At 65.8% G+C, this 24,674-nt stretch carries 27 protein-coding genes and 1 other RNA gene; 23 read left to right on the top strand and 5 right to left on the bottom strand.

The genetic code is table 11. The annotated features are described in order from the left end of the window. Window positions 1-9: 9 nt before the first annotated feature. Entirely contained in the window at window positions 10-423 is a 414-nt protein-coding gene (locus MRBLWO13_RS16090; RefSeq protein ID WP_341975094.1) for a thioredoxin family protein, read from the bottom strand. Window positions 424-530: 107 nt separating this feature from the next. Between MRBLWO13_RS16090 and MRBLWO13_RS16085 the strand changes: the two genes are divergently transcribed. From MRBLWO13_RS16085 to MRBLWO13_RS15990, 20 genes are all read left to right on the top strand, one after another. Then, entirely contained in the window at window positions 531-1,340 is an 810-nt protein-coding gene (locus MRBLWO13_RS16085; RefSeq protein ID WP_341975093.1) for a thymidylate synthase, read from the top strand. Beyond that, window positions 1,337-1,813 carry a dihydrofolate reductase gene (locus MRBLWO13_RS16080; protein ID WP_341975092.1) on the top strand — a complete coding sequence of 159 codons (477 nt, stop codon included), beginning with the start codon at window positions 1,337-1,339 and terminating at the stop codon, window positions 1,811-1,813. Before MRBLWO13_RS16085 ends, MRBLWO13_RS16080 begins: the two co-directional genes overlap by 4 nt. Beyond that, window positions 1,813-2,574: an SDR family oxidoreductase gene (locus MRBLWO13_RS16075; protein WP_341975091.1), complete on the top strand. Its 762-nt coding sequence runs from the start codon at window positions 1,813-1,815 to the stop codon at window positions 2,572-2,574. Before MRBLWO13_RS16080 ends, MRBLWO13_RS16075 begins: the two co-directional genes overlap by 1 nt. Window positions 2,575-2,624: 50 nt before the next feature. Then, a complete protein-coding gene (locus MRBLWO13_RS16070) occupies window positions 2,625-3,056 on the top strand; it encodes an EF-Tu/IF-2/RF-3 family GTPase (RefSeq protein WP_341975090.1) in 432 nt (143 codons plus the stop codon). 28 nt (window positions 3,057-3,084) lie between these two features. Next, the gene (dapA, locus tag MRBLWO13_RS16065) at window positions 3,085-4,062 is read left to right on the top strand and encodes a 4-hydroxy-tetrahydrodipicolinate synthase (RefSeq protein ID WP_341975089.1); all 978 of its coding nucleotides are present in this window, start codon (window positions 3,085-3,087) and stop codon (window positions 4,060-4,062) included. A gap of 68 nt (window positions 4,063-4,130) precedes the next feature. Beyond that, a complete protein-coding gene (locus MRBLWO13_RS16060; protein ID WP_341975088.1) occupies window positions 4,131-5,807 on the top strand; it encodes a ribonuclease J in 1,677 nt (558 codons plus the stop codon). 23 nt (window positions 5,808-5,830) lie between these two features. Continuing rightward, window positions 5,831-6,322 (top strand): GNAT family N-acetyltransferase, encoded by a 492-nt coding sequence (locus tag MRBLWO13_RS16055; protein WP_341975087.1) that lies wholly within the window; start codon window positions 5,831-5,833, stop codon window positions 6,320-6,322. Window positions 6,323-6,388: 66 nt separating this feature from the next. Then, window positions 6,389-9,097: a DNA translocase FtsK gene (locus tag MRBLWO13_RS16050; protein WP_341975086.1), complete on the top strand. Its 2,709-nt coding sequence runs from the start codon at window positions 6,389-6,391 to the stop codon at window positions 9,095-9,097. After that, window positions 9,097-9,690, top strand: coding sequence for a CDP-diacylglycerol--glycerol-3-phosphate 3-phosphatidyltransferase (gene pgsA / locus MRBLWO13_RS16045; RefSeq protein WP_341975085.1), 594 nt, complete (start codon window positions 9,097-9,099; stop codon window positions 9,688-9,690). Before MRBLWO13_RS16050 ends, pgsA begins: the two co-directional genes overlap by 1 nt. Then, window positions 9,687-10,175, top strand: a complete 489-nt coding sequence (locus MRBLWO13_RS16040; protein WP_341975084.1) for a CinA family protein — start codon at window positions 9,687-9,689, stop codon at window positions 10,173-10,175. The genes pgsA and MRBLWO13_RS16040 overlap by 4 nt, the downstream gene beginning before the upstream one ends. Window positions 10,176-10,343: 168 nt before the next feature. Then, complete coding sequence (locus MRBLWO13_RS16035; RefSeq protein WP_102191905.1) at window positions 10,344-10,652, top strand: helix-turn-helix transcriptional regulator; 309 nt, start codon at window positions 10,344-10,346, stop codon at window positions 10,650-10,652. Window positions 10,653-10,670: 18 nt separating this feature from the next. Then, window positions 10,671-10,895, top strand: a complete 225-nt coding sequence (locus MRBLWO13_RS16030) for a DUF3046 domain-containing protein (protein WP_341975083.1) — start codon at window positions 10,671-10,673, stop codon at window positions 10,893-10,895. A 269-nt stretch (window positions 10,896-11,164) separates the two neighbouring features. After that, complete coding sequence (recA, locus tag MRBLWO13_RS16025; RefSeq protein WP_341975082.1) at window positions 11,165-12,217, top strand: recombinase RecA; 1,053 nt, start codon at window positions 11,165-11,167, stop codon at window positions 12,215-12,217. A 2-nt stretch (window positions 12,218-12,219) separates the two neighbouring features. Continuing rightward, the gene (locus tag MRBLWO13_RS16020; protein WP_341975081.1) at window positions 12,220-12,981 is read left to right on the top strand and encodes a regulatory protein RecX; all 762 of its coding nucleotides are present in this window, start codon (window positions 12,220-12,222) and stop codon (window positions 12,979-12,981) included. Window positions 12,982-13,063: 82 nt separating this feature from the next. Then, window positions 13,064-14,611 carry a tRNA (N6-isopentenyl adenosine(37)-C2)-methylthiotransferase MiaB gene (gene miaB, locus MRBLWO13_RS16015; protein WP_341978445.1) on the top strand — a complete coding sequence of 516 codons (1,548 nt, stop codon included), beginning with the start codon at window positions 13,064-13,066 and terminating at the stop codon, window positions 14,609-14,611. Between the two features lie 31 nt (window positions 14,612-14,642). Next, on the top strand, window positions 14,643-15,566 hold the full coding sequence (gene miaA / locus MRBLWO13_RS16010) for a tRNA (adenosine(37)-N6)-dimethylallyltransferase MiaA (RefSeq protein WP_341978443.1): 924 nt from the start codon (window positions 14,643-14,645) through the stop codon (window positions 15,564-15,566). Window positions 15,567-15,604: 38 nt separating this feature from the next. After that, complete coding sequence (locus tag MRBLWO13_RS16005) at window positions 15,605-16,135, top strand: dihydrofolate reductase family protein (protein ID WP_341975080.1); 531 nt, start codon at window positions 15,605-15,607, stop codon at window positions 16,133-16,135. Between the two features lie 64 nt (window positions 16,136-16,199). Continuing rightward, window positions 16,200-16,646, top strand: coding sequence for a GNAT family acetyltransferase (locus MRBLWO13_RS16000; protein WP_341975079.1), 447 nt, complete (start codon window positions 16,200-16,202; stop codon window positions 16,644-16,646). A gap of 22 nt (window positions 16,647-16,668) precedes the next feature. Continuing rightward, complete coding sequence (gene dapF / locus MRBLWO13_RS15995; RefSeq protein ID WP_341975078.1) at window positions 16,669-17,541, top strand: diaminopimelate epimerase; 873 nt, start codon at window positions 16,669-16,671, stop codon at window positions 17,539-17,541. Beyond that, window positions 17,541-18,206, top strand: coding sequence for an HAD family hydrolase (locus MRBLWO13_RS15990; RefSeq protein WP_341975077.1), 666 nt, complete (start codon window positions 17,541-17,543; stop codon window positions 18,204-18,206). The genes dapF and MRBLWO13_RS15990 overlap by 1 nt, the downstream gene beginning before the upstream one ends. 11 nt (window positions 18,207-18,217) lie before the next feature. On the opposite strand, the gene MRBLWO13_RS15985 is transcribed toward MRBLWO13_RS15990, so the two are convergent. Beyond that, on the bottom strand, window positions 18,218-18,862 hold the full coding sequence (locus MRBLWO13_RS15985) for a methyltransferase (RefSeq protein WP_341975076.1): 645 nt from the start codon (window positions 18,860-18,862) through the stop codon (window positions 18,218-18,220). Between the two features lie 67 nt (window positions 18,863-18,929). On the opposite strand from MRBLWO13_RS15985, the gene hflX reads away from it, so the two are divergent. After that, window positions 18,930-20,435 (top strand): GTPase HflX, encoded by a 1,506-nt coding sequence (gene hflX / locus MRBLWO13_RS15980; RefSeq protein WP_341975075.1) that lies wholly within the window; start codon window positions 18,930-18,932, stop codon window positions 20,433-20,435. Between the two features lie 23 nt (window positions 20,436-20,458). Here the strand turns inward: hflX and MRBLWO13_RS15975 are convergent, their stop codons facing one another. Then, a complete protein-coding gene (locus MRBLWO13_RS15975) occupies window positions 20,459-21,121 on the bottom strand; it encodes an SIMPL domain-containing protein (RefSeq protein WP_341975074.1) in 663 nt (220 codons plus the stop codon). Between the two features lie 142 nt (window positions 21,122-21,263). Between MRBLWO13_RS15975 and ssrA the strand changes: the two genes are divergently transcribed. Next, window positions 21,264-21,633: a transfer-messenger RNA gene (gene ssrA, locus MRBLWO13_RS15970) on the top strand. Between the two features lie 532 nt (window positions 21,634-22,165). Here the strand turns inward: ssrA and MRBLWO13_RS15965 are convergent. Continuing rightward, window positions 22,166-22,993 (bottom strand): nucleotide-binding protein, encoded by an 828-nt coding sequence (locus MRBLWO13_RS15965; RefSeq protein WP_341975073.1) that lies wholly within the window; start codon window positions 22,991-22,993, stop codon window positions 22,166-22,168. A gap of 54 nt (window positions 22,994-23,047) precedes the next feature. On the opposite strand from MRBLWO13_RS15965, the gene MRBLWO13_RS15960 reads away from it, so the two are divergent. Beyond that, window positions 23,048-23,566, top strand: coding sequence for a hypothetical protein (locus tag MRBLWO13_RS15960; protein ID WP_341975072.1), 519 nt, complete (start codon window positions 23,048-23,050; stop codon window positions 23,564-23,566). 7 nt (window positions 23,567-23,573) lie between these two features. On the opposite strand, the gene MRBLWO13_RS15955 is transcribed toward MRBLWO13_RS15960, so the two are convergent. Continuing rightward, window positions 23,574-24,398: a hypothetical protein gene (locus tag MRBLWO13_RS15955; RefSeq protein WP_341975071.1), complete on the bottom strand. Its 825-nt coding sequence runs from the start codon at window positions 24,396-24,398 to the stop codon at window positions 23,574-23,576. Window positions 24,399-24,674 lie beyond the last annotated feature (276 nt).

The following is a 24,674-nucleotide window of genomic DNA, read 5'->3' as shown; positions in this document are numbered from 1 at the left end:
CTGCGCGCCTCAGACGGCGGCGAGGGCCTCGGTGAGTGCGTGCCGGTGCGGCACGCCGTGGAAACGGGCGCGGACGCGCCCGGCATCGTCCACGAGGAACGTGGTCGGCGTCTGCAGCACCTTGTACCGCGCCGACAGGTCGGGGCGGTGCGTGAGGTCCACCTCGACGTGCCGGAGGCCGTCGTGGTGCTCGGCATAGCTGTGCAGCATCCGCCGCACATGGGGGCACCGCGTGCACATCTCGGTGCTGAACTGCACGAGCGTCGCCCTCGAGCCGCGCTCGGATTCGGAGACGTCGGCCGGGTGCAACCGCAGTTCCCCTGCATCCACCCGTCGTCCTTCGCGGCGGCGCAGCACCACACCGAGGAGCACGGTGAGCACGAGGAGTGCTCCCGCGACCGCGAGTGCGATTTCCGGCGACATGGATCGAGAGTACGACGCGGATCGGCAGGTGCGGGCCGTTGTTTCCGACCATGACGATCGCGCGCCCCGTGCCCCTCCTCCACACGGGTGCGGGTATCGTGGCAGTCATGAGCGCAGCCGTCCCGACGCCGTATGAAGACCTGCTCCGCGACGTGCTGGAGTCCGGCACGCACAAGTCGGATCGCACCGGCACCGGGACCACGAGCGTCTTCGGCCGGCAGATCCGCTTCGACCTCGCGCAGGGGTTCCCGCTGATCACGACGAAGCGCGTGCATTTCAAGTCAATCGCGTACGAACTGCTCTGGTTCCTCCGCGGCGATTCGAATGTGCGCTGGCTGCAGGAGAACGGCGTCACGATCTGGGATGAGTGGGCGGATGCCTCCGGCGACCTGGGCCCGGTCTACGGCGTCCAATGGCGCTCATGGCCGACGCCCGACGGAGAGAGCATCGATCAGCTCTCCGACGTCATCGAGCAGATCCGTCGCACTCCGGACTCGCGTCGGCTGATCGTCTCCGCCTGGAACCCGGCCGATATCCCGGACATGGCGCTCGCCCCGTGCCACGCACTGTTCCAGTTCTACGTCGCCGACGGCAAGCTCTCCTGCCAGCTGTATCAGCGCAGCGCCGATCTCTTCCTCGGCGTTCCGTTCAACATCGCCTCCTACGCGCTGCTCACGATGATGATCGCCCAGCAGGTCGGTCTCGAACCCGGCGACTTCGTCTGGACCGGCGGCGACTGCCACATCTACGACAACCACGTCGATCAGGTGCGCGAGCAGCTCACCCGCGACGCATACCCCTACCCGAAGCTGCGGTTCGCCCGCACCCCGGAGTCGATCTCCGACTACCGCTTCGATGACTTCGTGGTGGAGGACTATCAGCACCACGCGCCGATCCGAGCGGCGGTCGCCGTATGACCTGGGTCGGCCTGGTCTGGGCCGAGGCGGACGGCGGGGTCATCGGCGCCGAGGGCGGTATGCCGTGGCATGTGCCGGAGGATCTCGCCCATTTCAAAGAGGTCACCCTCGGCGCCCCGGTCGTGATGGGGCGGAAGACCTGGGATTCGCTGCCCGAGCGCTTCCGGCCGCTGGCCGGCCGGGAGAACATCGTGATCACGCGCCAGCAGGATTGGGCAGCGGACGGAGCGCGTCGCGCGGCGACCGTCACGGAGGCCGTACGCGGACAGGATCGTGTGTGGATCATCGGTGGAGCCGAGATCTTCCGACAGGTGATCGGCGATGCCGATCGGCTTGAGGTCACCGAACTCGAACTCCAGGTCGCCGGCGATGCGTACGCGCCATCGAAGGCCGGATGGCGACTCGTTGACGAGGGGGAGTGGCAGACCTCCCGCACCGGCGTCCGCTACCGCTTCCTGGGGTACGAGCGCTGATGCCCACCGCACTGATCACCGGGGCGAGCGCAGGGCTCGGGGCGGAGTTCGCCCGTCAGCTCGCGCGTCGTCAGGCGGATCTGATCCTCGTGGCACGCTCGGCCGAGAACCTGGAATCGCTGGCTTCCGAGTTGCGCAGTGCGCACGGTGTCGCGGTGGAAGTGGTGCCGGCCGATCTCACTGACGAGGCGGAGCTCGAGCGGGTGGCATCGCTGCTGACGGATGCCGACGCGCCAGTGGATCTGCTCATCAACAACGCTGGCTTCGGGCTGTCGTTGCGGTTCGCCGACAATGATCTCGCCGATGAAGTGCGTCACCTGCGTCTCCACGTCGAGGCGCCGATGCGCCTCACGCACGCCGCGCTGCAAGGAATGCGTGGTCGCGGAGGTCGGATCGTGAACGTGGCGTCCGTGGCCGCATTCATCCCGCGTTCGACCTATTCCGCATGCAAGGCATGGCTCGTCGGCTTCAGCCGCTGGGCGAATGTCGAATACGCGCGTGACGGAGTCACCGTCACCGCGCTGTGCCCTGGCTTCACGCACACCTCGTTCCACGAGCAGATGGGGCTGCCGCCGGGCCAGGAGGGGGTTCCCTCGTGGATGTGGCTGGATGCTCGAGCAGTGGTGCGACAGGGGCTCCGCGACGCTGCGCTCGGACGATCGGTGTCGGTGCCGTCGTGGCGCTACAAGGCGATCGTCGCCCTCACCCGAGTGCTCCCGGCGTCGTTGCTCGCCGGCGCCGGCCGCCGCGGTCGCTTCTGAGCTCGAGCAGGGCGAGCGGTCGAGGCGGGGCATTCCCTAGGATCGACCGCATGGGCTGGTTGTTCGGGAAGAAGCGCGATCCACAGGATGCCGGCGAGATTCTCCGCCGCTACAACGAGGCGGAGGCCGCTCGACTGACGGCCATGGTGGAGGGCGTCGCCGTCGAGGCGAGACCAGCGAGTCCGGTGTTCTCCCCGTCGCAATACACGTCCGGAGGGGAACTGGCGGTCGAGGATGTGTTCACGATCACGGGCCGAGGAATCGTCGCGACCGGAACAGTCTCCGCTGGCACCGTCCGCGTCGACGACACCGTCGTCATCCTTCGCCGCGGCGCCGAGCACGCGGTTTCCCGCATCGCGGCCGTAGAGCTCTTCGGCAAGCGGTCGAGCGAAGCATCCGAGGGCGTGAATGCCGGGCTTGTGCTGAGCGGGAAGGTCAGCGTCGCGCGCGGTGACGTGATCAGGGTCGTTCCGTCTGGGTGAGCGGCATCCGAAACGATACGCTGGGACCATGACGCACTCGGGTAATCCATTCGGACAGGTTCTCGTCGCGCTCGTCACTCCGATGACGGCCGACGGCGAAGTCGACTGGCCCGCGGTCGAGAAGCACATCGATGACGTCATCACCGCGGGTGCGGACGGCATCGTCGTGACGGGAACGACCGGCGAGACCTCGACCCTGACCGACCCTGAGAAGCTCAAGCTCGTCGAGGTCGGCAAGTCCGTCGCCGCCGGACGCGCGAAGATCATCACCGGGGGCGGGTCGAACGAGACGGCCCACGCGATCGAGCTCTACAAGGCCAGCGAGAAGGCCGGCGCGGACGGCATCATGATCGTCACGCCGTACTACAACAAGCCCACCCAGGCCGGCATCCTGACGCACTTCCGCATGGTCGCGGACGCGACCGACCTGCCGGTGATCCTCTACGACATCCCGGGTCGCACCGGTGTTCCGATCAAGTACGAGACGATCATGCGCCTGGCCAAGCACCCCAACATCCTCGCCGTGAAGGACGCCAAGGGGGACTTCTCCGAGGTCAGCCGCGTGCTCAATCAGACCGACCTGATGTACTTCTCGGGTGACGACGCCAACGTGCTTCCGCACCTCTCGATCGGCGCAGCCGGTCTCATCGGCGTCACAGCGAACGTCGCCGCGGCCCCGTACCGTGCCATCGTCGACGCGGTGAACCGTGGAGACCTGGCCGCCGCCACGGCCGAGCACAAGCGCCTCGAGCCGCTCGTCCGTGCGGTCATGACCCACGTTCCGGGCACCGTGGCTGCGAAGTACATCCTGCACGGCCTCGGCCGCATCTCCAGCCCGCGCGTCCGCCTGCCTCTCGTGGGGCCGGAGGAGTGGGAAGCCGCGCTCATCGAGGACGAACTCGACCTCGTGAACGATGTGCCCGGTGCCGACTTCTCCAACTTCCGCCCCGACCGCAACGCGGCTGCGGGCGGCGCACTTCCGAAGGTGCACGGCACCACGCGCTGAGACATCGGGCGCTGAGACGCGCCCTCATGAACGAACGGACGCGCACAGCGTCCGAAAGAGGAGACAGCATGTCCATCCCCGTCGCAGAACCCGCACCGCTCGCAGAAGGGACGTTGCGCGTCATCCCGATCGGTGGGCTCGGCGAGATCGGCCGCAACATGACCGTCTTCGAATACGACGGCAAGATCCTGATCGTCGACTGCGGCGTGCTGTTCCCCGAGGAGCACCAGCCCGGTGTCGATCTGATCCTGCCCGACTTCGAGCCGATCCGGGATCGCCTCGACGACATCGTCGGGGTCGTCCTCACGCACGGCCACGAAGACCACATCGGCGCCGTCCCGTACCTGCTGCGTCTGAAGAGCGACATTCCGCTGATCGGATCCGGGCTCACGCTCGCCCTCGTCGAGGCGAAGCTCAAGGAGCATCGGATCAAGGCCTTCACCCTCACCGTCAAGGAGGGGGAGCGCGAGCAGGTCGGTCCGTTCGACCTCGAGTTCGTCGCGGTCAACCACTCGATTCCGGATGCTCTGGCGATCGCCATCCGAACGCCGGCCGGTCTCGTGCTCGCCACCGGCGACTTCAAGATGGACCAGCTCCCGCTGGACGGACGGATCACCGACCTTCGCGCATTCGCCCGCCTCGGTGAGGAGGGAGTCGATCTGTTCCTGGTCGACTCCACGAATGCCGACGTGCCAGGCTTCACCCCCACGGAGCGCTCGATCGGACCGGTGCTCGATCAGGTGATCGGCAAGGCTCCTCGCCGTGTGATCGTGGCGAGCTTCTCCAGCCACATCCACCGCGTGCAGCAGGTGCTCGATGCTGCAGCCGCGCACGGTCGCCGGGTCGCGCTGCTCGGGCGGAGCATGGTCCGGAACATGACGATCGCCGCAGACCTCGGGTACCTGACAGTGCCGGACGGCGTCCTGATCGACTACAAGAAGGCGCGCGACCTCCCGGACGACAAGATCGTCTTCATGTCGACGGGATCGCAGGGCGAGCCGATGGCGGTGCTCAGCCGCATGGCGAATCGCGATCACGCGATCGAGGTGGGCGAGGGTGACACGGTCATCCTGGCGTCCAGCCTGATCCCCGGCAACGAGAACGCGGTCTACCGCGTCATCGACGGTCTCACGCGACTCGGCGCCAACGTGGTGCACAAGGCCAATGCCAAGGTCCACGTCTCCGGCCACGCCGCCGCGGGCGAGCTGATCTATTGCTACAACATCCTCAAGCCGAAGAACGTTCTCCCCGTGCACGGCGAGTCCCGGCACCTCTACGCCAACGCGAAGCTCGCGCAGGAGACCGGGATCCCGGAAGAGCGCACGTTCATCGCCGCCAACGGCACGGTGATCGACCTCAAGGACGGCGAAGCCAGGGTGGCCGGCCAGCTGGACATCGGCTTCGTGTACGTCGACGGCTCCACCGTCGGTGAGATCACGGATGCCGACCTGAAGGATCGCCGGATCCTGGGTGAAGAGGGATTCATCTCTGTGATCGTCGTGGTCGACGCCAGCACCGGCCGAATCATCTCCGGACCGGAGATTCATGCACGCGGCGTCGCCGAGGACGACTCGGTGTTCGATGACATCACACCGAAGATCATCGCGGCGCTCAAGGAGGCATCCGGCAACGGCGTGCACGACACGCATGCGCTGTCGCAGATCATCCGGCGCACGATCGGTCGCTGGGTGAACCAGAAGCTGCGTCGTCGGCCGATGATCGTGCCGCTCGTCATCGAGGCGTAACACGAGGTCGCTACACTCGCCGCATGTCCGCGTTCCGCGTTCGTCCAGCAGCGGTGTCCGATGGCGGGTTCCTCGCCGAGATGGTCGTCGAGGCTGCCAACTGGCAGCTCGACGACGTCCGCCCGAGGCATGAGGTGATCGCCAGCGCAGAGTACCGCCGATATCTCTCGGGATGGATGCGCCCTGGAGATGCCGGCTTCCTCGCGGTGGACGAGTTCGAAGAGCCCATCGGGGCGGCGTGGTATCGGACCCTGCCGCGCAGCGATCCCGGCTTCGGATACGTCGGCACCGGGATTCCCGAGCTCATCATCGGGGTGCGGCCGATCTGGCGAGCCAGGGGAGTCGGGCGTGCTCTGATCCGCGAGGTCGGCGTTCACGCTCGTGCGGCCGGCTATCGCCTGATCAGCCTGAGCGTGCAGCAAGGCAACCATGCCGCAGCCCTGTATCGTTCCGAGGGTTTTGCCGTGACCGAGAGCGGTCCGGTCCGCGACATCATGGTGAAGCGCCTCGGTTGAGCGGAGAATCCGCGGAAAGCCGCGTCATTACGCGGAAACGTCGGTGCCGGGACGTAGCGTGAGTGCATGGCCAGGAGCACCACGAAATCCGAGCGCGCGTCTACGAGCGCATCGCCTCGCCCGAAGCGGCAGGCGGCTCCGAAGGCTCAAGCCGCGCCCAAGAAGTACATCGACGCGATCGACAAGCCTCCGGTGGCTGTACGCGCGTGGATCGGGCTCGCCCACGGCGTGGGCGGGCTGTTCCGCGCGTTCGGACCGGAAAACCTCGAGAAGGACGACCGTCGCGACGGCTTCCCCTTCCTGCTCGTGCTGCTGGCGGCCGCCGGCGCGGTGAACGAGTGGTTCTTCATCGGCAACGAGGTCGCGGCGAACATCAGCGCCTTCTCGGTCGGTGCACTCATCGGCCGTGCCGCGTTCGTGATGCCGGTGCTGCTGCTCCTGCTCGCCGGCTGGCTGTTCCGGCATCCGTCCTCCGTGCACGACAACGGGCGCATCGGGATCGGATTCGGGCTCTTCATCCTTTCGCTTGCGGGCTTCTGCCACGTCGCAGGCGCCCGTCCCCAGCCCAAGGAGGGGATGCTCGCCATCAGCGAGTCCGGCGGGCTCTTCGGATGGATGCTGGGTGAGCCGCTCGCCTTCCTGAGCCCGGTCGTCGCCTACATCGTGCTGTCGCTGCTCGCCGTACTGAGCGTGCTGATCCTCACCAAGACGCCCCCGAATCGCATCGGCACCCGTCTCGGCGACCTGTACGCCTGGATGTTCGACGCCGAGCGCCCCGAGAAACCCGCGAAGAACGCGGCGGCGATCGATGAAGATGACAAGGTCGACGATCCGGATGTGCTGCCGTGGTGGCGCCGGAACAAGACCGGTCGTGAAGAGGATCCCGACGAGGGAACCCTCGGCTCCGACGACATCACGGCACTGCTCTCCACCACGGACGTCACTCCGGCGTACGACCAGGCCGTGATCGTCGCCGATCCTTACGACGCCGCCACCGAAGTGCTCTCGGACGTGCGCTCCGTCACTGATGCCCTCGCCGAGCAGCAGACGACGGCTCTGCTCGACGACGCCTCTGACACCGGCGAACAGCCTGAGCTTCCTGGTCTCGACGGCTTCGGCACCGCGGGACCGGGGGAGCGGGGTCCACAGGCACCGGTCGCCCCCTACATCCTGCCCTCGCCAGGTGTGCTCAGCGAAGGGCCGCCCTCTGTGGTGCGTTCCGAGGCGACCGACAAGGTCATCGAGCAGATCACGAACGTGCTCACCCAGTTCAAGGTCGACGCCAAGGTCACCGGCTTCTCGCGCGGTCCGACGGTGACGCAGTACGAGGTCGAGGTCGGCCACGGCGTCAAGGTCGAGAAGATCCTCCAGCTGAGCAACAACTTCGCGTATGCGGTGGCCTCGAACGATGTGCGCATCCTCTCGCCGATCCCCGGCAAGAGCGCGATCGGCATCGAGATCCCGAACGCCGACAAGGAGATGGTCGCGCTCGGCGACGTCCTGCGATCCCCGGCGGCGCAGAAGAGCACGCATCCGATGACGATCGGCGTCGGCAAGGATGTCGGCGGAAACATCGTCATCGCGAACCTCGCCAAGATGCCGCACCTCCTGGTCGCCGGTTCCACCGGCTCGGGAAAGTCCAGCTTCGTGAACTCGATGATCACGAGCCTGTTGATGCGCGCCCGGCCGACGGATGTGCGCATGGTGCTGATCGACCCCAAGCGCGTCGAGCTCACCAGCTACGCCGGTGTGCCGCACCTGATCACGCCCATCATCACGAACCCCAAGAAGGCCGCCGAAGCGCTGCAATGGGTCGTGAAGGAGATGGACATGCGGTACGACGACCTCGCGTCGTTCGGCTTCCGCCATATCGACGACTTCAACCGCGCGGTGCGCGCCGGCGAGGTGGAGGTGCCGGTCGGCAGTGAGCGTGTACTCAAGCCGTACCCGTATCTGCTGGTCGTCGTCGACGAGCTCGCCGACCTGATGATGGTCGCTCCTCGTGATGTCGAGGACTCGATCGTCCGTATCACCCAGCTCGCCCGTGCCAGCGGCATCCACCTCGTCCTCGCCACGCAGCGACCGAGCGTCGACGTCGTCACCGGTCTGATCAAGGCCAACGTGCCCTCTCGACTCGCGTTCGCCGTGACCAGCGTCACCGACAGCCGTGTCATCCTCGACAGCCCCGGCGCAGACAAGCTCATCGGGCAGGGCGACGCGCTCTTCTCGCCGATGGGGTCGTCCAAGCCGTTCCGCCTCCAGGGCGCCTGGGTCGATGAGAAAGAGATCGAAGCGGTCGTCAAACACGTCACCCGCCAGGCGCGGCCGGAGTACCGCTCCGACGTGCAGGAGACCGTCGAGCACAAGAAGAAGGACGTCGACGAGGACATCGGCGACGATCTCGAACTGCTGCTCGCCGCCGCAGAACTCATCGTCTCGACGCAGTTCGGCTCGACCTCGATGCTGCAGCGCAAGCTCCGGGTCGGCTTCGCCAAGGCCGGACGCCTGATGGATCTGCTCGAATCCAGAGAGATCGTCGGCCCGTCCGAAGGGTCGAAGGCCCGAGATGTGCTGGTGACAGCCGAGCAGTTGGCGGATGTCATGGCCAAGCTCCGCGGCGACGACGCGCCGTCTGCTCCTGCACCCGCTGTTCCGGCTCCTGCCTCAGGCTTCCGGGAAGTCGATCCTGTCGAAGCGCAGTTCGCAGGCCTGCCGGTCGTCGAATCCGAGGGCGACGGCGACGAAGACGCCTGGGGCCTGACGGGTCGCGACTGATGGCGATTCCCCGGCAGCTGCCGAACGCGATCACGATCGCCCGCATCCCCCTTGCGGTCGTCTTCTTCGTCCTGCTCCTTCTCGGCGGCACGTACGGCATCCCCGATCTCGCCCTTCGGTGGACGGCGGCGGTCCTCTTCATCGTCGCGATCTCGACCGACTGGGTCGACGGCTACCTGGCGCGCAAGTACGACATCGTCAGCGACTTCGGCAAGCTGTGGGACCCGATCGCCGACAAGCTGCTCACCGGTGCCGGATTCATCGGCCTCGCGGTGCTCGGCGAGCTCGGTGAGTTCGGCTGGTGGTTCGTCGTGATCATCCTCGTCCGGGAGTGGGGCATCACGATCCATCGCTTCATGGTGGCGAAACAGCACATCGTCGCCGCAGCGTGGATGGGCAAGCTCAAGACCGCGGTGCAGGGCGTCGCGCTGTCGTGGGCGCTGCTCCCGCTGCACGTGCTGATCGGCCTCGACATCTGGGTTCTCATCACGGCGGTGCTGATGGCCGCCGTGCTGGTCCTGACGGTGGCCAGCGGTGTCGACTACATCGTCGCGCAGGTCCGCGGTGGTCGCCAGGACCAGCAGACCTCATGACGACGGCGAACGCCGCTGCGCTTCTCGAGGTGCTGCGGGCGCGCGCGCTGAGTCTCGGCGTCGCCGAGTCCCTGACGGGTGGCGCGATCGCGGCGGAGATCGTGTCCGTGCCCGGCGCTTCCGATGTCTTCCGCGGAGGCATCGTGGCCTACGCCACTCCGGTCAAGCACACGCTGCTCGGGGTCGACGCCGAGCTGCTCGAGGAGCATGGACCGGTGCATCCCCAAGTGGCGCTGCAGATGGCTGACGGCGTGCGTCGTGCGCTCTCGGTCGCAGGGTTTCCGGCGGACGTCGGCATCGCGACCACCGGTATCGCCGGACCGGATTCGCCGGACGGTCAACCGGTGGGTACGGTGCACATCGGCGTCGTCGCTCCCGGGATCAAGATCTCCCGAATGTTCGTCTTCGAGGGGGACCGGGCGGCCGTTCGCCAGCAGTCGGTCGACGCCGCGCTCTCGTCCGCGTTGGCCGTGCTCCGGGAATAGCAGTCATCGGATCGCTGTTGTCGATGGTGTGCGGCTCACACCACGTCCCTTGTCAAGGTCCTTCACAACGAAACCACAGCGAGAAACAGTAGATTTAATGGAGTCAGGTCGGGTTAGACTGGCGATCCCTCGGAGGATTCCGGGGATGGCGATGGAGAGGGGGTTCTGATGATTCTTGTTCGACAGGAAATCGGCGATGTGCTCAGGGACTTCCGCCTGCAGAAGGGCCGTACCCTTCGTCAGGTAGCGGGCAAAGCCTCGGTAGCACTCGGTTACCTCAGTGAGGTCGAGCGCGGGCAGAAAGAGGCGTCCAGCGAGATCCTCGCGTCCGTCGCCGATGCACTCGATGTGCCTATCTCGACGATCATGCGCGAAGTAGGCGATCGCATCTCGGTCCTTGAGGGAATCCAGGTCTTCCCGGACGTCGTCCCGGACGACCTCGTTGCATCGATCGAGCCGCAGCTCTCCCTCCACTGAGTCGACGCCGGAACCTCGATGCGTCGCAGTGAGTTTCTTCGCGCCGTCGAAGGCGAGTTCTCGGGGCGCGCTTCGTCGTTGCTGAACGATCTGGTGCTCACCGCTCTCGGTGGCCGGACGGCCCTGGAAGCGCTCGATCTGGGGCTGCCACCGCGTGACATCTGGCTCGCTCTTTGCGAGGAGATGGATGTGCCGCCGGAGCGCCGCTACGGCGCCGGCCGTCTGGAGCCGCGCAAGCGCTGACTCGATCTCGTTCTGATCCATGCGTGCGGGCGACGACGTTCCGATTGCGGCGTGTCGTCGAATATCTGTTCGAAGCGGGCGTAGTCTTCTGCACAGATGGTTTCGAGACTTGTCTCTCCACAGTTCGCGGGTTCGCCGACACGATGTCGGAGGCCCCTCCTACGGTGAAGACATGGCTCAGAGCCATACGCCTTGTCGGAGAGTTCGTCCCAGCCGGGTCGGCCGCGACAGCCTACAGGCGGCACCACGCGAGCAGAAGGAAGCACATCATGCCATCACCCGCCGACCGCGAGAAGTCCCTGGAAACAGCCCTCGCTCAGATCGACCGGCAGTTCGGAAAGGGCTCGGTCATGCGGCTGGGCAGCGATGACCGCGCACCCGTCGCCGTCATCCCCACCGGCTCCATCGCCCTCGACGTCGCCCTCGGAGTGGGCGGCCTTCCGCGTGGCCGCATCGTCGAGATCTACGGCCCTGAGTCGTCCGGTAAGACGACGCTCACGCTGCACGCGATCGCCAACGCGCAGCGCGCAGGCGGCATCGCCGCCTTCATCGACGCCGAGCACGCGCTCGACCCCGACTACGCGGCGAAGCTCGGCGTCGACATCGATGCCCTTCTCGTCTCGCAGCCCGACACCGGAGAGCAGGCGCTCGAGATCGCCGACATGCTCGTGCGTTCCGGCGCCATCGACCTCATCGTCATCGACTCCGTGGCGGCGCTTGTGCCTCGTGCCGAGATCGAGGGTGAGATGGGCGACTCGCACGTGGGTCTGCAGGCTCGCCTCATGTCGCAGGCGCTGCGCAAGCTCACCGGTGGCCTGAACCAGACCAACACCACCATGATCTTCATCAACCAGCTGCGTGAGAAGATCGGCGTCTTCTTCGGATCGCCGGAGACGACTGCCGGCGGCAAGGCGCTGAAGTTCTACGCATCGGTGCGGCTCGACATCCGTCGTATCGAGACTCTGAAGGACGGCACCGACGCTGTCGGAAACCGCACCAGGGTCAAGGTCGTGAAGAACAAGATGGCTCCGCCGTTCAAGCAGGCCGAGTTCGACATCCTGTACGGCATCGGCATTTCCCGTGAGGGAAGCCTGATCGACTTCGGCGTCGAGCACGGCATCGTGAAGAAGTCGGGCTCCTGGTACACATACGACGGCGACCAGCTCGGTCAGGGCAAGGAGAATGCGCGCACGTTCCTCCTCAAGAACCCTGACATCGCTCTGGCGATCGAGACTCAGATCAAGCAGAAGCTCGGTATCGGTGCGGCGGCGCCGGCGGCTGCTGCTGCGGCAGACGAGCTCGCAGAGCGTCGACCGGCCTGATCATGATCGGTGAGAACGGGGGCGAAGCGGGCGGAATCGTGGATCGTCTCGCCCCCGTCATTCCGCTCTTCGGCGCGAAGAGAGCGTCGGAGGCGTCTTCCGGAGGGCGAGACCAGGGCGCGCCGAGCGATCGGCATCCCGCTCGCGGCACCGCAGAGCGGCACACGGCTCCGCGTCTGCGGGCATTGCACCCACACGCGGATTCGGGAGAGGGAACATCCGACGCCGAGGGTGCGGAGAGTCAGACCCCTGATCCTGAGGAGACCCGGAAGGTCGCCGAGGAGGCGCTGGTTCGAAAACTGCGCACCAGATCGCTCTCGGTCTCCGAGTCCCGAATTGTGCTGAAGGGATATTCGCTCGAGTCTTCGCAGATCGACGACGTGATCGACGACTTCTGCCGGCGCGGGTACCTGGATGATGCGATCCTCGCCGGACACCTCGTCATCTCCGGTGTCGAACGGAAAGGATTGGGGCGGGTGGCGCTGTCTCGAGCACTCGCGCAACGGGGCATCCCGCGCGACGTCATCGCAGCGGCGCTCGACGAGGTTCCAGACGATGACGACGAACGCGCGTTGGACTTCGCCCGTACGAAGGCGCGGTCATTGTCGCGCCTCGATCATGACACCGCCCTTCGCCGGCTCGTCGGGCAGCTGTCCCGGCGGGGGTACAACGGCTCGGTCGCGATGAAGGCCGCACGCACCGCGCTGACCGAGGCGTCGTTCGGGCAGCCCTCCTCCGGTGTGCGGTTCGTGGATTCGGACTGAACACCTTTCATTCAGTCGGCGCGCACGGAGCGGCATCGTTCGCAGGGCTTCTACGTCGGAGCGCTCGTACAATGGGATGACCATGACTATCCCGCGCAGCGAACCGACGATCATCAGCGCTTCGTCGGCGGCCATTGACGTCGACGGCCGACAGCGATCCTACGAAGTGCGCACCTTCGGGTGCCAGATGAACGTGCACGACTCGGAGCGGCTCTCCGGATCCCTGGAGAGCGCTGGGTACGTGCGCGCTGTCGACGGCGCCGAGGCCGATGTCGTCATCATCAACACCTGCGCGGTGCGCGACAACGCTGCGGGCAAGCTCTACGGCACTCTCGGGCACCTCGCGTCGGTCAAGCGTCGCAAAGATGGCATGCAGATCGCTGTGGGCGGCTGTCTGGCTCAGATGGACAAGCAGGCCGTGCTCGACAAGGCGCCATGGGTCGACGTCGTCTTCGGCACCCACAACATGGGTTCTCTTCCCGGCCTGCTCGAACGCGCGCGCCACAACGGTGAAGCCGAGCTCGAGATCCTGGAGTCGCTCGACGTCTTCCCGTCGACGCTGCCGACCAAGCGGGACTCGGCGCACAGTGGTTGGGTGTCGATCTCGGTCGGCTGCAACAACACCTGCACGTTCTGCATCGTGCCGAGCCTGCGTGGCAAGGAGAAGGACCGCCGCCCTGGCGACATCCTGAACGAGATCCGCCTCCTCGTCGACGACGGAGCGATCGAGGTCACCCTCCTCGGACAGAACGTCAACTCGTACGGCGTCGAGTTCGGTGACCGCCACGCATTCGGAAAGCTCCTGCGTGCCGCCGGCGAGATCGACGGCCTGGAGCGCATCCGGTTCACGAGCCCGCATCCCGCGGCCTTCACCGACGACGTGATCGACGCAATGGCCGAGACCGAGGCCGTGATGCCGCAACTGCACATGCCGTTGCAATCGGGCAGCGACCGCATCCTGAAGGCGATGCGCCGCTCGTACCGCAGCGAGCGGTTCCTCGGCATCCTCGACCGCGTGCGCGAGCGCATCCCGCTGGCGTCGATCACCACCGATATCATCGTGGGCTTCCCCGGCGAGACGGACGAGGACTTCGAAGACACCATGCGCGTCGTCGAACAGTCGCGGTTCTCCGGGGCATTCACCTTCCAGTACTCCATTCGTGAGGGCACCCCCGCGGCGACGATGGAAGATCAGGTGCCGAAGGAGATCGTCCAGGAACGTTACAACCGGCTCATCGCCCTGCAGGAGCGCATCTCACTCGAGGAGAACCAGAAGCAGGTCGGTCGCGAGGTCCGGGTGCTGGTGTCGACGGGCGAGGGCAAGAAGGACGCGGAGACGCACCGTCTCACCGGTCGGGCCGAGGACAACCGCCTCGTGCACTTCGAGGTGACTCCGGGCTCCGACCTCCCTCGTCCCGGTGATGTCGTCACCGTGACGATCACCCACGCCGCGCCGTTCCACCTGCTTGCTGACGACCCGACCGGAAAGCCCCTGCAGATCCGCCGCACGCGCGGCGGCGACGCGTGGGATCGCTCGCAGTCCGAATCTTGCGCGGTTCCCGCCCCGTCCGGCGACGGAGCTCCCCGCGCGGTCGTGCTCGGACTGCCCACGCTCCGCATCGGTGTCTGATTCCACCTCGGTGACCAGCCCCGTCGAAGGGATCGGTTCGCCCGCCGACGGTCCGCGTCTCTGGGCGATCGTCGGTGCGACCGGAACAGGCAAGAGCGACCTTGCACTCGATCTCGCCGAGTCACTCAGAGCGAACGGCAATCCGGCCGAGGTCGTGAACGCCGATGCCATGCAGCTCTATCGCGGCATGGACATCGGCACGGCGAAGCTGGCACCGCAGGAGCGCCGAGGCATCCCGCATCATCTCTTCGACGTGCGCGAGGTCACCGAGGAGGCTGCCGTCGCCTGGTATCAGCCGCTCGCGCGGGCGGCGATCGCCGACATCCACGCTCGCGGCGGTGACGCGATCCTGGTGGGCGGCTCCGGACTGTACGTGTCCAGCGTGGTCTTCGACTTCCGCTTTCCCCCGCGTGACGCGGTGGTCCGGGCGCGACTGGAGAATGAGCTCGAGGAAGCCGGGACAGCAGTGCTGCTGGAGCGGCTTCGCGTCCTCGATCCGGAGACGGCCGCGCGGATCGACCCGAAGAACGGGCGACGGATCATCCGCGCACTCGAAGTCATCGAACAGGGGGCCCAGACCCATGGCGCTGCCCTTCCTGAGAAGCCGGTGGTGTGGCATCCGCGCACCCGACTGATCGGCCTCCGTGTCGATCGGGCGGAACTCGTCGAGCGACTCGATGCACGGGTCGACCGTATGTGGGCGACGGGCCTCGTCGACGAGGTCGTCACCCTCCGCGAGCAGGGCCTCGAGCACGGCGTGACCGCCAGTCGCGCCATCGGATACGCGCAGGCCCTCGGACAGCTCAACGAAACGATGAGCGAATCCGAGGCGATCGCGCAGACACAGTCGCTCACCCGCCGCTACGCGAGGCGCCAGGTGTCCTGGTTCAAGCGCTATCCCGACCTCGAGTGGCATGAGCATCCTGTCGATCCGGCAGGGCTGCTCGCGCGCTGATCCTGGCGGATGTCCGACGCCGGTGCGACGCTGGAGCCATGACCACCTCCTACTACACCGCGTCCAGCCTCGACGGATTCATCGCGACCGCCGAGCACTCCCTCGACTGGCTGCTGAAGCAGGACATCGACCAGAACGGACCGATGGCCTACGCCGAGTTCGAGAAGAGCATCGGAGCCTTGGCGATGGGGGCGTCCACCTACGAGTGGGTGCTTCGCCACACCGAAGGCGAGCCCTGGGGGTACGCGCAGCCGACCTGGGTGTTCACGCATCGTGAGTTGCCCGTTCCCGACGGCGCCGACGTCCGGTTCGTGCGTGGCGACGTCCGTGCGGTGCACGCCGAGATGTCTGCTGCGGCCGGTGAACGAGATCTCTGGGTCGTCGGTGGGGGAGAGCTGGTCGGCCAGTTCTCCGATGCGAGATTGATCGATGAGATCTGGGTGCAGTACGCCCCGGTGACGCTGGGATCAGGTGCGCCGTTGCTTCCTCGAACACTCGACCTCGAGCTTCTGGAAGTGGCACGCAACCGCAACTTCATGTGCGGGAGATACCGGGTCGTCCGCGACTGAAGGGTGCGCGAAGCGCCTCTAGACTCGGATGCGCCGGATCCGAGGCCCGGCGGGAAGGTCCACGATGAACTGGCGGATTCGCGCATTCCAACCGCAGGACACAGAGGGCGTGGTCTCGCTGTGGGAAGAAGCGGGCCTCACCCGCCCGTGGAATGATCCTCGCCTCGACATCGAGCGCAAGATGTCTGTGCAGCCCGAGCTCTTTCTCGTCGCCGGCATTGCGGCGCTGGAGAGCGCGGATGCCGAGCGCATCATCGGAACGGTGATGGCGGGTTATGACGGTCATCGCGGCTGGCTGTACTACCTCGCCACCGCGGATGCTCATCGCGGGCAGGGGATCGCACGAAGGCTCGTCGCGGAGGCGGAACGGCTTCTTCTTGCCATGGGCTGCCCGAAGGTGCAGTTGATGGTCCGGGGCGGCAACGACGAGGTGCTGGGGTTCTACGATCGGCTCGGGTACGAGCGGTTCACCGTGTCCAACACCGGCAAGCGGCTGATCGCTGACGCATAGACGCGAACTCTAGACTGGGCGCATGGTCGCATTCACCAAAGGACACGGCACGGGCAACGATTTCGTGATCATCGCCGACCCCGACGGGGAGCTCGACCTCACCGCCGAGCAAGTGGCGGTGCTCTGCGATCGGAATTTCGGGATCGGTGCCGACGGCGTTCTTCGGGTGGTCCGTTCTTCGGCGATCGACGTCGGCGCTGCCGCTCTCGCCGAGGAGCCGGATGCCGAATGGTTCATGGACTATCGCAACGCGGACGGATCCATTGCGGAGATGTGCGGCAACGGCATCCGCGTGTTCGCGCATTACCTGGTGCGATCGGGCCTCGCCTCGATCGAGCCCGGTTCGACGCTCCCGATCGGCACCCGTGCAGGTGTGCGTGACGTCACCCGCAGCGAAACCGGTTATCAGGTGGATCTCGGTCGCTGGCGACTCTCCGGTGACGATCCGCTCGTGAACGTGGAGGGCCTCGCTGTCACCCGACCGGGACTCGGGATCGACGTCGGCAACCCGCATGTCGTCGTCGCGATCGCTTCTGATCAGGAGCTCGCCACCCTCGAACTGCACCGCGCGCCCGTGCTGGAGCCCGCGCCGCCGGCGGGAGCGAATGTCGAGTTCGTGGTGCCAGGCGAACCGCTGGTCCGCGACGGCATCGGGCACGTGCGGATGCGCGTCTTCGAGCGCGGCGTCGGCGAGACCCAGAGCTGCGGTACCGGGGTCGCGGCCACCGCCCTGGCCGTCAGGTACTGGGCGGGGGAGCAGGCGCCCGACAGTTGGCGTGTGGAGGTCCCAGGCGGGACCCTGGGTGTGCGGATGTTCGCAGCCGAGGACGGAGAGCACGTCGCGCTCTCCGGACCCGCCCAGCTCGTGTTCCGAGGAGAGATCGACCTGATCTGATGTCGCTTCCGGAGCGCCTTGAACTGGTCATCTTCGACTGCGACGGGGTTTTGGTCGACAGCGAGCGTCTGTCGGTCGAGATCGACCGAGAGGTGTTGTCGGATCTCGGCTGGGAGTTGACGATCGAGGAGATCGTGCACCGGTTCGTCGGACGCTCGGCCGCGCACTTCCGCAGCGAGATCGAGGCCTATCTCGGGCGTGCGCTGCCGGATGATTGGGAAGCTCCCTATCAGCACCGTTACAGCGACGCCTTCGTGCGCGATCTCCAGGCGGTGCCTGGCGTTGTCACCGCTCTCGACACGATCAGCGCACCGACGTGCGTCGCGTCGAGCGGTGCGCACGAGAAGATCCGAAGGACTCTCGGGCTGACCGGTCTGCTGCCCCGTTTCGACGGCAGGATCTTCAGTGCCGCGGAGGTGGAGAACGGCAAGCCTGCTCCGGACTTGTTCCTGCGCGCGGCCTCGTGCATGGGTGTGCCGCCGTCGCGTTGCGTCGTCATCGAGGACAGTCGGTTCGGCGTCGAGGCCGCGCGAGCGGCAGGCATGCACGCCTTCGGATACGCGGGTGGTCTGACGCCGGCCGAATGGTTGGCCGGTGAGGGCACGACCGTTTTCGAGGACATGGCGGAGTTGCCTGCGCTCCTCGGGATGACCGTGGGCGGATAAGCCCTGTTCTGCTACTCCGCGAGCAGGATCGGCTCGGTCGGCGGTGTGCCGTGCTTGCGCACCTTCAGGACGCGATAGCCCTTGCCCGTCGCGGTGCGGAACACGCTGTAGCCGGGCTGGAAGGTCGCGCCGATCCACCGCTGGAGCGAGTCTGCGCCGAGGTTGCGCTGCACGACGAGCCAGGCATCGCTTCTCTCATCGAGTCGCGGGATCCATCGCTCGAGGAGTCCGTGCAGTTCATCCTTGCCCACGCGGATCGGAGGGTTCGAGCGGATCGTGCGGAAAGTCACGCCCTCGGGAACATCGTCGGGCAGCGCGGCGTTGATGTTGGTGAGTCCCAGCGCCTTGGCGTTGCGACGCACGAGATCGAGAGCCCGCTCGTTCACGTCGACCGCCCACACGGTCGCGTGCGGGGCGGCGAGAGCCATCGACAAGCTGATGGGCCCCCACCCGCTGCCGAGGTCGAGGAGATCGCCTCCCGGCGGGACCGGAGGCATATTGGCGAAGAGCACTGCGGTGCCGGCATCCAGTCGATCCGGGCTGAAAACGCCACCTGCGGTGGTGACATCCAGCTCTCGGCCTGCGAGCGTCACACGGATTGCACGCAGGTTCGCGGGGCTTGCCGGGGCCGCAGTGAAGTAGTGATCGGACCCCATACGGTGAGCGTACCGGACACCGAGGGCTAAGGTTAAGGCTCGAATCAAAGCTAGAGATTAGGAACTGATGACGCAGACCTCGACACCCTCCACCGGAGACGAGGCGCTGGACCGCGTACTCGCGAACGCCGAGAAGCACTCGGAGGTCCGCGTGTTCGGAGCGGCGCAGGCGCTGCAGGATGAATCGACGGCCGCGCACGCGGCAAGCGACGGCGCGCAGTGGGATCTTGAGGATCGCCATGCGCTGCGGCGTGTCGGCGGCCTCTCCACAGAGCTCCAGGACGTCACCGAGGTCGAGTATCGCCAGCTGCGCCTCGAGAACGTGGTGCTCGTGGGCGTGTATCCCCAGGGCGCTCAGGCGGACGCCGAGAACTCGCTGCGTGAACTCGCCGCCCTTGCCGAGACCGCCGGTGCCGTCGTTCTCGACGGAGTGCTGCAGCGGCGACCGCACCCGGATGCGGCGACGTATATCGGCCGTGGCAAGGCGCAGGAGTTGAAGGACATCGTCGCGGCCACCGGTGCCGACACGGTCATCGCCGACACCGAACTCGCCCCCAGCCAGCGCCGAGCGCTGGAAGACGTCGTCAAGGTCAAGGTCATCGACCGCACCACCGTGATCCTGGATATCTTCAGCCAGCACGCGAAGAGCCGCGAGGGCAAGGCGCAGGTCGAACTCGCCCAGCTCGAGTACCTGCTGCCGCGACTGCGCGGGTGGGGTGACTCCATGAGCCGCCAGGCCGGTGGCCAGGTCGGCGCCGGTGGGGCGGGTATGGGCTCGCGCGGACCGGGTGAGACGAAGATCGAACTCGACCGCCGCCGCATCCGCACCAAGATGGCTCTGCTGCGTCGCCAGATCCGCGATTTCGGCCCTGCCCGCGAGGCGAAGCGCGCGGAGCGCAAGCGCAACACGATCCCATCGGTCGCGATCACCGGCTACACGAACGCCGGCAAGTCGAGTCTGCTCAACGCGCTGACCAGCGCCGGGGTGCTCGTCGAGAACGCTCTGTTCGCGACGCTCGATGCGACCGTGCGCCGCACCGAGACAGCCGACGGACGTGTCTACACGTTCACGGACACCGTCGGGTTCGTCCGCAATCTGCCGCATCAGCTGGTCGAGGCGTTCCGGTCGACCCTCGAAGAGGTCGGCGAAGCCGACGTCGTGCTGCACGTCGTCGACGGCTCGCACCCCGACCCCGCAGGTCAGCTGCAGACCGTGCGCGACGTGATGGGTGACATCGGCGCGCGCGACATCCCCGAGATCGTCGTCGTCAACAAGGCCGATCTTCTCAGCGAAGACGATCGTCTGGTGCTGCGCGGCCTCGAGCCGAATGCGCACTTCGTCTCCTCCCGGTCCGGAGAGGGCATCGAGGAGCTGCGCGCCGCCGTCGAGGAGGCACTGCCCAAGCCGGCCGTCGAGGTCCGTGCCGTCGTGCCGTACGACCGTGGAGACCTCGTCGCAGCCATCCACGAGACCGGGATGCTGTTGTCGGCGGAGCACGGCGAGCACGGCACTGTCGTGCACGCGCACGTCTCAGAGCGGCTGGCCGCTGAGCTCGCTCCCTTCACCCGCTGAATCCACGGGTACGCAGCGGCGGCTCAGCGGGCGATGAAACGCGCTTCGACGGTTGCCGAGACGATGATCTCTTCCGGCTCGTATTCCATCGACGCGCCGGAGTCGGCCGCCGCAAAGGCGGCGCCGCGCATCTTCATCGCCGGGGGAGCAGCGGCCTCGGCGCGGGCCATCAGGCCGACATCGGCGATCTCGAGCGGCGTGACCTCCGTCAGTCCGAGAGCGCCGGCGTAGGCCTGCGCGCGAGCGACAGCGACGCCGACAGCCTCGGCGGCGACCTCTCGCTCGACACGGCCGCGTGTCTCCGGGGTCAGTTGCCAGTCGACCCAGCCGATCTCCACGCCGTCCCACGCCGAGACCTCGGAGACCCAGATGGACAGCTCGGATGCCTCGGCGAACGTGGCCGTGAGTGAAATGCTCCCGTAGAAGACGGGGGCGAGGCGTTTGCCGTCGCTGTTCCACGGCCGTTCGGCGCGGACCGCAAGGCTCTTGCTCGTCCACTCCACCACGCTGTTCGCATTCTTGCGGTCGACGATGCTTGTGCGCACGGGTTCTGCGAGCCTCATCACGAGGTCGACGACGGGCGCGCGCTGCGCACCCTCGGCACGTACAGTGACGTGGATCGTGGCGCGTTCCGGCGCGATGCGCGCCTCGTTCTCGCCGCGGACGGTGATGGTGACGTCGGTCATGCTGCGACTCTACGCGACTGCTCCACGCCCGCGCGGAATAGCGTGGGGCGCGCTTTCGTTGTAGTCTGTGATGCTCCGGTGCATCGCATCCGGAGTTGAAAAATACACAGTGTGACAGCGGTCCCTTCGCAAGAAGGAACACGGGGCTGATCGGTTTCGACAGCGCCTGTGAATCCACGAGAAGCGGGCCGAGGATGCAGGGTTATCTCGTGAACGCTCCCTGCAAAACTATAAGTGCCGAAACCAAGCGCACTGACTTCGCCCTCGCTGCATAAGCGAGCCCGATAGTCCGTCAGGCCGTATGTGATTCCGATACGGATCCTGGCGTCATCTAGGAATCTTGCTGTATGACGGCGTCTGGACGTCATACGGGACTCTTCCCAGGCTGGGCTTGTCGACTTAGGTGTCTGTGACAAAGGTCGGAGCCGAGTAGAACGTCTGCACAGACTGCGCCCGGAGAATGCGTGGAGACTCAGCGTTGGACGGGGGTTCGATTCCCCCCAGCTCCACCGAACCGCTGTCACTGGATGAAGGCCCGACTCCCTAGAGATCACTATGGAGTCGGGCCTTTTTCTGCGCCCGGTGAAGGCTCCGATCCACCCGGTGCCACAACGGGTGCCACAATCAGCCCGCCGAGGAGGGCGCCGATAGCGTCTGCTGCTTCGCGCTGAAGCCGTGGCATCACTTTGTCGGGCACCCGGCATATGCGCCGCACCCCGACTCGATAGCTGCCGGCGTATAGCAACCCCGAAGTTGGGTCGCCGGGGCGAATTGCCTGTCAGAGGTCGCAGGCGCGCTGAAGCCTCTGACAGCGAGGTTGTCGATAAGGTAAACAAGTCAGCATTCGCTTAGCGCGCGATTCGCGGGTCAACGGACGAGATGTCCTAGACGCGACGGATTCTCATGCCAGGTGCAGGGGATGAAGACGCGGATCCAACGCTTTCGAAGTTGGCCGATGCACGGCGTTCCTAACGGGCTCCCGATGGACAGCGGGTTGGAGTGCACTTCGTGAGTGGGCGGTACGCTCACTCACGAAGGCATCCGCTATCCCGTCACAATCGATATTGCGGACTCAAGTGGTTCGCGAACAACACGGTTCACTCGCAACCCGTTGGCGCGTAGCTCGGCCGCGAAGTCGCGGAGTTTGGAACGTGCCTGCCGTGGGTGACCCGTGATGCTGAACGCGAAGCGCTTGCGGTGAGGATCTACCAAACGGAGCGTCGTTTCGGACTGCTTCACTTTCCATCCTTGAGCCTGAGCGCTTCGGGCGACCGACTGTAGCTCCCAGTGCAACCGTTCGACATGATCCGCTAGGGAGTGCGTCACGGGATTAGGCCGTGCGGGCGCAGCGATCGGCTGGCGCGGAGGAGTTGGAATCGTGCCAGATCGCACCGGCATGCGCTTCCGTGGCCCCACCTCTACAATGTGCTCGGTGATGTCAAGCGCAGCTCGTGTGAGCGCGGCCTTGAGGTTGCGGGAGCCGTCGAGGAAGTACGGTGCGTGTGTGATTCCGTTCATATCGGTCGGGAGCTTGATGCCGTTCGCGGAGTGGTCTGCCACAAGGAGCGCCCTGTCGCGTCCGAGGGCTCCGATGAACAGCCCGAGCTCAAGCATCACGTTGTCACGCGGCGCCATTCGTTCTTGATTCGCTAGAGCGTCGTCTTGCGTGGCAACAAGTACCGCGAAGTCCGCAGCCTCTGCAGCGTTTATCAGGCTATCGAGGAACCCTTTCGTGAGGCCAAACGTGCCCTGATCCCAAACGACCGGATCACACTTCGCGTAGCCCTGCAGAAGCACCTGAAGGGTATCGGCCACGAACTTCGCCTCTGAGGAGGCGCCGATGAAGACGCGGGGGAGCGGTTCGTTCGTCATCCCAGAACGCTAGCGCAGCAGGTTGGGGTCTGACCGAATCGCTAGGCTTCAGGAGTGGAGTTTTGGGAGTGGTTCATCGAGAAGTTCGACGCAGACCCGGCCGGGTGGATCGGGCTACTCATTCTGATCGCTGGTCTGATCGCGGCGTCGTTCTGGGGCAAGCGCATCGTGCGTTGGGCGCGATCGATCCCGAAGCAGATCGACGGGTGGCTGCGCAGGAAGTATGCGACCTCTCCGCCTCCTGTGGGCTCGACGATCTCTGTTGCCTTTTCCAAGTCGATGAGCAATCCCAGCCATTTCACTGCCGCTTACGGCAGCACCTTGCTTGGCGGACTGACTGAGTGGGAAGTCACCAACCTTGGGCCTAGCGCTGTCGAGCACCTTCGTGTCGAGTTTGTTGCGCCGACCATTCAGGCGGAGACGCTTCCTTACTGGAATACCCTCGATGTCGGCGGCACGGGAGCGTTCGTCGCCTTCGTTCCGTTCGACTCGTCTACTGCGACTCGGCTGCGATGGGAGCAGGGCGGACACGGCTTCGAACGCGAGATTTCCCTGCTCTTTGAGCGCCGCTAACTAGAGGTCAGCAGCCACCTCGCATCATGTTGAGACGGTTCTCAGTGGTTGCGACAACTTCTCGCGTTAGCTCTTCAAACTTGAGCCGCCGCCGACGCTCGACGATTCGGCCTTTGAGCCACCGATGAGGAGCACCCGTGATGGTCTCTAGGTTGATCACGTGAGCCTTGGCGGACAGTTCGTGCCATGCTTCGAGGAACGCATCGCGGTATTCATCTAGGAGACGCCGCGCGTGGAGGTAGGACGTTACGTCGTCCTTGAACGCCCAGTCTTGCTCGACCTGCGTTGCAACGGGTTCGAGTGTTTCAGGGGCGCCGCCCTCCCACCACGACGGTATGTGAGTGACTCCGGCACGCGCCATGTCGTTGATGCGAGCGTAGAGAGTCGAAGCTGTCAGGAAGCTATCGCCACTCTCGTAGCTCTCCGATCGAGCGGAGATGCTGTCGGCCAGTACCTGAAGGCGCTCGTAAGTTCCCACGGCGTCTGTTAACCAATTGAACCCGAATACGTTTCGGGAAGGCCGATCCGGAGAGACGGAGCCAGCAAGAAGCCGCAGGCGCTCCAGGTTGCCGCCAGCGGGTAGCAGTGACTCTGGACCATGTCCGGAGTAGATAAGGGATGCCTGAAGCAGAAGAACCCCGTTAGACACGGCTCGGTCCTGCTGTTGGGCTACAGCCTCGCCCCGCGCGTGGGCACTCACGCGTTGCTCGGCCCAGATGAGTATCAGACCAACACCCAGAGCAGTCAGCGCCCCGACGATGAGGTCCGGTCCGAATGTCGAGAAGTTCCAGATACCTGCAGAATCCGGAGCCGCGGAGTCGCTGAGTTCCATGGTGATGAGTGAAGACCACATGGAAGAACACAACCACACGTTGCACCGTATGAAAGCGACACTCGACGTCGAGGTGCCAGGCATGGGTACACCGATGGGATCACCCGATGCTCAGGGGTGGGGGGAACCCCCTTCGCCCCTCGCACCGCGGCCCGCCGGGGAATCGACTTTTCTCCCCCCACGAAAAAACGGGGTCGAAGGAGGCTCATGACTATTTCTGAGGAGGTCGGTGCCGAGCTGGATCGGCTCGGTGTTGACGGATGGCGGCGTGCAGTT

This window comes from Microbacterium sp. LWO13-1.2 (genome assembly GCF_038397725.1).
In the GTDB taxonomy this organism is placed as follows: Bacteria; Actinomycetota; Actinomycetes; order Actinomycetales; family Microbacteriaceae; genus Microbacterium.
Note: the sequence above shows the minus strand (reverse complement) of the source record. Positions and strands in the feature narration are given on the sequence as shown.

What these genes read in the sequence shown, in the direction of transcription:
- MRBLWO13_RS16030 (WP_341975083.1), top strand. Translation starts at nt 10,671, where the DNA reads ATGCGTCGCAGTGAGTTTCTTCGCGCCGTCGAAGGCGAGTTCTCGGGG.
- pgsA (WP_341975085.1), top strand. Translation starts at nt 9,097, where the DNA reads ATGGCGATTCCCCGGCAGCTGCCGAACGCGATCACGATCGCCCGCATC.
- MRBLWO13_RS16060 (WP_341975088.1), top strand. Translation starts at nt 4,131, where the DNA reads ATGTCCATCCCCGTCGCAGAACCCGCACCGCTCGCAGAAGGGACGTTG.
- dapF (WP_341975078.1), top strand. Translation starts at nt 16,669, where the DNA reads ATGGTCGCATTCACCAAAGGACACGGCACGGGCAACGATTTCGTGATC.
- MRBLWO13_RS16000 (WP_341975079.1), top strand. Translation starts at nt 16,200, where the DNA reads ATGAACTGGCGGATTCGCGCATTCCAACCGCAGGACACAGAGGGCGTG.
- miaB (WP_341978445.1), top strand. Translation starts at nt 13,064, where the DNA reads ATGACTATCCCGCGCAGCGAACCGACGATCATCAGCGCTTCGTCGGCG.
- MRBLWO13_RS16020 (WP_341975081.1), top strand. Translation starts at nt 12,220, where the DNA reads ATGATCGGTGAGAACGGGGGCGAAGCGGGCGGAATCGTGGATCGTCTC.
- MRBLWO13_RS15965 (WP_341975073.1), bottom strand. Translation starts at nt 22,993, where the DNA reads ATGACGAACGAACCGCTCCCCCGCGTCTTCATCGGCGCCTCCTCAGAG.
- MRBLWO13_RS16080 (WP_341975092.1), top strand. Translation starts at nt 1,337, where the DNA reads ATGACCTGGGTCGGCCTGGTCTGGGCCGAGGCGGACGGCGGGGTCATC.
- MRBLWO13_RS16070 (WP_341975090.1), top strand. Translation starts at nt 2,625, where the DNA reads ATGGGCTGGTTGTTCGGGAAGAAGCGCGATCCACAGGATGCCGGCGAG.
- MRBLWO13_RS15990 (WP_341975077.1), top strand. Translation starts at nt 17,541, where the DNA reads ATGTCGCTTCCGGAGCGCCTTGAACTGGTCATCTTCGACTGCGACGGG.
- MRBLWO13_RS16075 (WP_341975091.1), top strand. Translation starts at nt 1,813, where the DNA reads ATGCCCACCGCACTGATCACCGGGGCGAGCGCAGGGCTCGGGGCGGAG.
- MRBLWO13_RS16085 (WP_341975093.1), top strand. Translation starts at nt 531, where the DNA reads ATGAGCGCAGCCGTCCCGACGCCGTATGAAGACCTGCTCCGCGACGTG.
- MRBLWO13_RS15955 (WP_341975071.1), bottom strand. Translation starts at nt 24,398, where the DNA reads ATGGAACTCAGCGACTCCGCGGCTCCGGATTCTGCAGGTATCTGGAAC.
- MRBLWO13_RS15975 (WP_341975074.1), bottom strand. Translation starts at nt 21,121, where the DNA reads ATGACCGACGTCACCATCACCGTCCGCGGCGAGAACGAGGCGCGCATC.
- MRBLWO13_RS16055 (WP_341975087.1), top strand. Translation starts at nt 5,831, where the DNA reads ATGTCCGCGTTCCGCGTTCGTCCAGCAGCGGTGTCCGATGGCGGGTTC.
- MRBLWO13_RS16090 (WP_341975094.1), bottom strand. Translation starts at nt 423, where the DNA reads ATGTCGCCGGAAATCGCACTCGCGGTCGCGGGAGCACTCCTCGTGCTC.
- MRBLWO13_RS15985 (WP_341975076.1), bottom strand. Translation starts at nt 18,862, where the DNA reads ATGGGGTCCGATCACTACTTCACTGCGGCCCCGGCAAGCCCCGCGAAC.
- MRBLWO13_RS16040 (WP_341975084.1), top strand. Translation starts at nt 9,687, where the DNA reads ATGACGACGGCGAACGCCGCTGCGCTTCTCGAGGTGCTGCGGGCGCGC.
- MRBLWO13_RS16005 (WP_341975080.1), top strand. Translation starts at nt 15,605, where the DNA reads ATGACCACCTCCTACTACACCGCGTCCAGCCTCGACGGATTCATCGCG.
- MRBLWO13_RS16035 (WP_102191905.1), top strand. Translation starts at nt 10,344, where the DNA reads ATGATTCTTGTTCGACAGGAAATCGGCGATGTGCTCAGGGACTTCCGC.
- recA (WP_341975082.1), top strand. Translation starts at nt 11,165, where the DNA reads ATGCCATCACCCGCCGACCGCGAGAAGTCCCTGGAAACAGCCCTCGCT.
- dapA (WP_341975089.1), top strand. Translation starts at nt 3,085, where the DNA reads ATGACGCACTCGGGTAATCCATTCGGACAGGTTCTCGTCGCGCTCGTC.
- MRBLWO13_RS16050 (WP_341975086.1), top strand. Translation starts at nt 6,389, where the DNA reads ATGGCCAGGAGCACCACGAAATCCGAGCGCGCGTCTACGAGCGCATCG.
- hflX (WP_341975075.1), top strand. Translation starts at nt 18,930, where the DNA reads ATGACGCAGACCTCGACACCCTCCACCGGAGACGAGGCGCTGGACCGC.